General features: G+C 30.4%; 5 protein-coding genes. All 5 read right to left on the reverse strand.

Going from position 1 to position 4,263, the window contains the following annotated elements; all coding sequences use genetic code 11:
- Positions 1 to 84: 84 nt before the first annotated feature.
- The gene (gene tgt / locus ACTHW2_RS11285; protein ID WP_442264023.1) at positions 85 to 1,200 is read right to left on the reverse strand and encodes a tRNA guanosine(34) transglycosylase Tgt; all 1,116 of its coding nucleotides are present in this window, start codon (positions 1,198 to 1,200) and stop codon (positions 85 to 87) included.
- A gap of 19 nt (positions 1,201 to 1,219) precedes the next feature.
- A complete protein-coding gene (gene queA, locus ACTHW2_RS11290; RefSeq protein WP_442264024.1) occupies positions 1,220 to 2,245 on the reverse strand; it encodes a tRNA preQ1(34) S-adenosylmethionine ribosyltransferase-isomerase QueA in 1,026 nt (341 codons plus the stop codon).
- A gap of 23 nt (positions 2,246 to 2,268) precedes the next feature.
- Positions 2,269 to 3,279: a Holliday junction branch migration DNA helicase RuvB gene (gene ruvB, locus ACTHW2_RS11295; protein WP_442264025.1), complete on the reverse strand. Its 1,011-nt coding sequence runs from the start codon at positions 3,277 to 3,279 to the stop codon at positions 2,269 to 2,271.
- A gap of 14 nt (positions 3,280 to 3,293) precedes the next feature.
- Positions 3,294 to 3,881: a Holliday junction branch migration protein RuvA gene (ruvA, locus tag ACTHW2_RS11300; protein WP_442264026.1), complete on the reverse strand. Its 588-nt coding sequence runs from the start codon at positions 3,879 to 3,881 to the stop codon at positions 3,294 to 3,296.
- A 16-nt stretch (positions 3,882 to 3,897) separates the two neighbouring features.
- On the reverse strand, positions 3,898 to 4,263 hold a 366-nt coding region (gene ruvC, locus ACTHW2_RS11305), incomplete at its 5' end, for a crossover junction endodeoxyribonuclease RuvC (protein ID WP_442264027.1).

The raw sequence follows: 4,263 nt of genomic DNA on the forward strand, positions 1-4,263 counted from the left end.
AATCCTTGAATTTGTTGTGGGTTCATATTTTCCCCTCCTTTTTAATATTATTATACAATAAAAACCTTAAAAAAGATAAAGTTTTTAATTATATCCATATTTTTTATAAAATTCATCCTTATATTCCATAAGTCTGTCTTCTTTTATAGCAGTTCTAATATTTTCCATAAGCTTTATTAAAAAATGCAAGTTATGAATTGTAGCAAGTCTAGCACCTAGAATTTCATCAACATTAAATAAATGTCTGATATATGCCCTTGAATAATTTTTACAAGTATAGCATTCACATTCTGGATCTAATTTTGAAAAATCTTTAGAGTATTTTGCATTTCTTATAACAAGTCTACCATGGTTTGTCATAACAGTACCATTTCTGGCTATTCTAGTAGGCATTACACAATCTGCCATATCTATCCCTCTAATTACTGATTCAAATAAATAATCAGGTGTTCCTACTCCCATATTATATCTAGGTTTGTTTTTTGGAAGTAATGGGGTTGTAAAATCTAATATTTCACACATCATCTCTTTAGGTTCTCCTACACTTAAACCACCAATTGCATACCCAGGAAATTCCATAGCTACCAAGTCTTTAACACTTTGTTCTCTTAAATCTTTATACATTCCACCTTGAACTATCCCAAACAATCCTTGATTTTCTATATTAGTGTGAGCATCTTTACACCTCTGAGCCCATCTACTAGTTCTTTCCATAGATGCTTTAGTGTATTCGTAAGTACTAGGATAAGGCGTACACTCATCAAAGCACATCATTATATCCGATCCCAATGCATTTTGAATTTCAATAGATCTTTCAGGACTTATAAAATGTTTTGAACCATCTATATGAGATCTAAAATTAACACCTTCTTCTTTGATTTTCCTTAGATCTCCCAGACTAAATACTTGAAATCCCCCACTATCCGTTAAGATAGGTCCATCCCAGTTCATAAACTTATGAAGTCCCCCAGCATTTTTTATAAGTTCATGTCCAGGTTTTAGATACAAATGATAAGTATTAGATAGTATTACTTGCGCTCCCAAATCTTTTACTTCTTCCGGAGTCATTGTTTTTACAGTAGCCCTTGTACCCACCGGCATAAATATTGGTGTTTCTATTTCCCCATGTGGTGTAGTTATTTTCCCTAATCTTGCCTTTGAATCTTTTGCTTCCTTTATTAAATCAAATTTAATAGCCATATTTAAACATCACCTCCTATTATTTAATTATCATAGCATCTCCAAAACTAAAAAATCTATATCTCTCATCTATAGCTACCTTATAAGTTCTAAGAATTAAATCTTTAGATGTAAATGCACTTATAAGCATCAATAAAGTAGACTCTGGAAGATGAAAATTAGTTATAATATTATCTACTAATTTAAATTTATATCCTGGATATATAAATATATCTGTCCAACCAGAGCCACTTTTAACAAATCCATCTTCATCAGATAAGGTTTCAAGAGTTCTAACTGAAGTTGTTCCAACAGCTATTATTTTTTTCCCATTTTCCTTTGTTCTATTGATAAAATTTGCCGTTTCTTCAGATACAGTATAAAATTCTGAATGCATATGGTGATCTAATATATCATCTACTTTAACAGGCCGAAATGTTCCAAGCCCCACGTGAAGTGTTATAAAACCAATATTAATTTCTTTTTCTTCTATTTTCTTTAAAAGTTCATCAGTAAAGTGAAGTCCAGCTGTAGGAGCTGCAGCTGATCCTAAATGTTTAGAATAAACCGTTTGATATCTCTCCTTATCTGAAAGTTTTTCCTTTATATATGGTGGAAGTGGCATTTCACCTAACCTATCTAATACCTCTTCAAATATTCCTTCATAGCTAAATTTGAGTTTTCTTATTCCTTCACTGTCTATACCTACAACTTCTGCCTTCAAAAGTCCATTACCAAATTCAACTAGTGAACCTATTTTAGCTTTTTTACCTGGTTTTACTAATGATTCCCATGTATCTTTTTCATCTCTTTTAAGAAGTAAAAATTCTATCTTTTCATCTTTTCCTACTCTATTTCCAAATAATCTTGCTGGAAGTACTCTGGTATCATTTAATATCAGAGTATCCCCCTTATTTAAATAATCTATTATATCTTTAAAATATTTATGTTCTATTTTTTCAGATTTTTTATCTAAAACTAACAACTTTGATTTAGTTCTATCTTTAAGTGGTACTTGAGCTATTAATTCTTCTGGTAAATTATAAAAAAAGTCTTTTGTCTGCATAATTCCATCCTTTTACTTTAATTTTATTCTTCAATATAAGGGATATTAAAATGATCATATGATTTTTTAGTTGCAACTCTTCCCCTAGGAGTCCTATTTATAAATCCAATTTGAAGTAAATAGGGTTCATAAACATCCTCTATTGTTGCTCGTTCCTCTCCAGTAGCAGCAGATAATGTATCAACACCAACTGGTCGTCCTCTAAAGTTTTCTATCAGAGTTAAAAGTATTTTTCTATCTACCGCATCAAGACCTAGTTCATCTACCTCTAATATCTTGAGTCCCTTTTTAGCTACATCAAGTGTTATGACACCATTTTCCATAACCTCTGCATAATCTCTTACTCTCTTTAATAATCTATTTGCAATTCTAGGTGTACCACGTGATCTTTTAGCTATTTCTATAGCACCTTCTTCTTCTATTTTTATATTTAAAATAGAAGAAGATCTAATTACAATTTCTTTTAAATCATCAGTTTTATATAGTTCTAAATTTAAAAGCACTCCAAATCTATCTCTTAAAGGAGATGTTAAAAGTCCTGCCTTAGTTGTTGCTCCGATCAATGTAAATCTAGATAAATCTAATCTTACGTTTCTTGCAGAAGGACCTTTTCCTATTATAAGATCTAGTGCAAAATCTTCCATTGCAGGATAAAGTATTTCTTCTACAGTTCTATTTATTCTATGTATTTCATCTATAAATAAAACATCATCATGCGCCAAATTTGTAAGTATACTAGCTAAGTCTCCAGGCCTTTCTATGGCTGGTCCAGAAGTTACTTTGATGTTTACACCCATTTCATTTGCTATAATGTTTGCAAGAGTTGTTTTACCAAGACCTGGTGGTCCATGTAAAAGTACATGATCTAAAGATTCTTCTCTTCCTTTTGCTGCTTTTATAAATATATTTAACTTTTCTTTAGCTTTATGTTGTCCTATATATTCATTTATCCATTTAGGTCTTAAAGATAATTCTGACTCAGTATCGTCATTTGTTAATCCTCCAGACACAATCCTATTTTGTCCATCTTCCATAAATAATTACTCCTTTAGTTTTTGGAAAGTTTTATTAAAGCATTTCTAATAATATCCTCTACATTCATACTATCTATATTCAAGTTTTTTATACTTTTTTCTACTTCATATCTTGAGTACCCCAAAGATATAAGTGCTTCTACAGACTCATTATATCCACTTCCTACTTCATTTAAGTTTTCTATTTCTAAATCTATGTTTACATCTATTTTATCTTTAAGTTCTAATATTATCCTCTCAGCTGTTTTTTTACCTATCCCTGGAGCTTTACATAAGGTCGGTATATCTTTATTCATAATTGCGATTTTAATTTGATTTGGAGTTAAAGCAGACAAGACACCTATACCAATCTTAGGCCCTATTTTAGAAACTCTTAAAAGGAGTTTAAACATATTCATTTCCTCTATAGTCACAAATCCAAATAAAAAAAGACCATCATCTCTTACATTTAATTGAGTATATATCATTTGATCTTTTTTTCCTATTTCTAATTGTTTTAACGAGTTTGATGAACAAAATATTTTATATCCCATATTATTATTTTGAATTATTGTAAAATCTTCATCTATATCTACTATATCTCCTATTATAAATTCTATCATATAAGTATTTTCTCTCCTATTTCATCCTAAAATTCTCTTTAAATTTTATTGAACTTGCATGGCAAATAGCCACAGCCAATGCATCAGCAACATCGTCCGGTTTAGGTGTCTTTTTTAAATTTAAAAGCATCTTTACCATCTCTTGAACTTGGTGTTTTTCAGCTCTACCATAGCCTACTGTAGCTTGTTTAATTTGAAGAGGTGTATACTCATATATATCTAAGCCTCTATTTGCAGCAGCTAATATTTCAACTCCCCTAGCCTGTCCAACCTTTATAGCTGTTTTAACATTTTTATTAAAAAATAGTTCTTCTATCGCTAAATCATCTGGTTTATATTCATCAATTATACTCAACAATTCTTTATATATTATCTTTACCCT

Origin of the sequence: Tissierella sp. (genome assembly GCF_052089545.1) — a bacterium.
GTDB lineage: Bacteria > Bacillota > Clostridia > Tissierellales > Tissierellaceae > Tissierella_A.

Bases quoted from the DNA above. Each gene is read 5' to 3' on its own strand.
- tgt (WP_442264023.1), bottom strand. From the start codon at position 1,200: ATGGCTATTAAATTTGATTTAATAAAGGAAGCAAAAGATTCAAAGGCA.
- queA (WP_442264024.1), bottom strand. From the start codon at position 2,245: ATGCAGACAAAAGACTTTTTTTATAATTTACCAGAAGAATTAATAGCT.
- ruvB (WP_442264025.1), bottom strand. From the start codon at position 3,279: ATGGAAGATGGACAAAATAGGATTGTGTCTGGAGGATTAACAAATGAC.
- ruvA (WP_442264026.1), bottom strand. From the start codon at position 3,881: ATGATAGAATTTATAATAGGAGATATAGTAGATATAGATGAAGATTTT.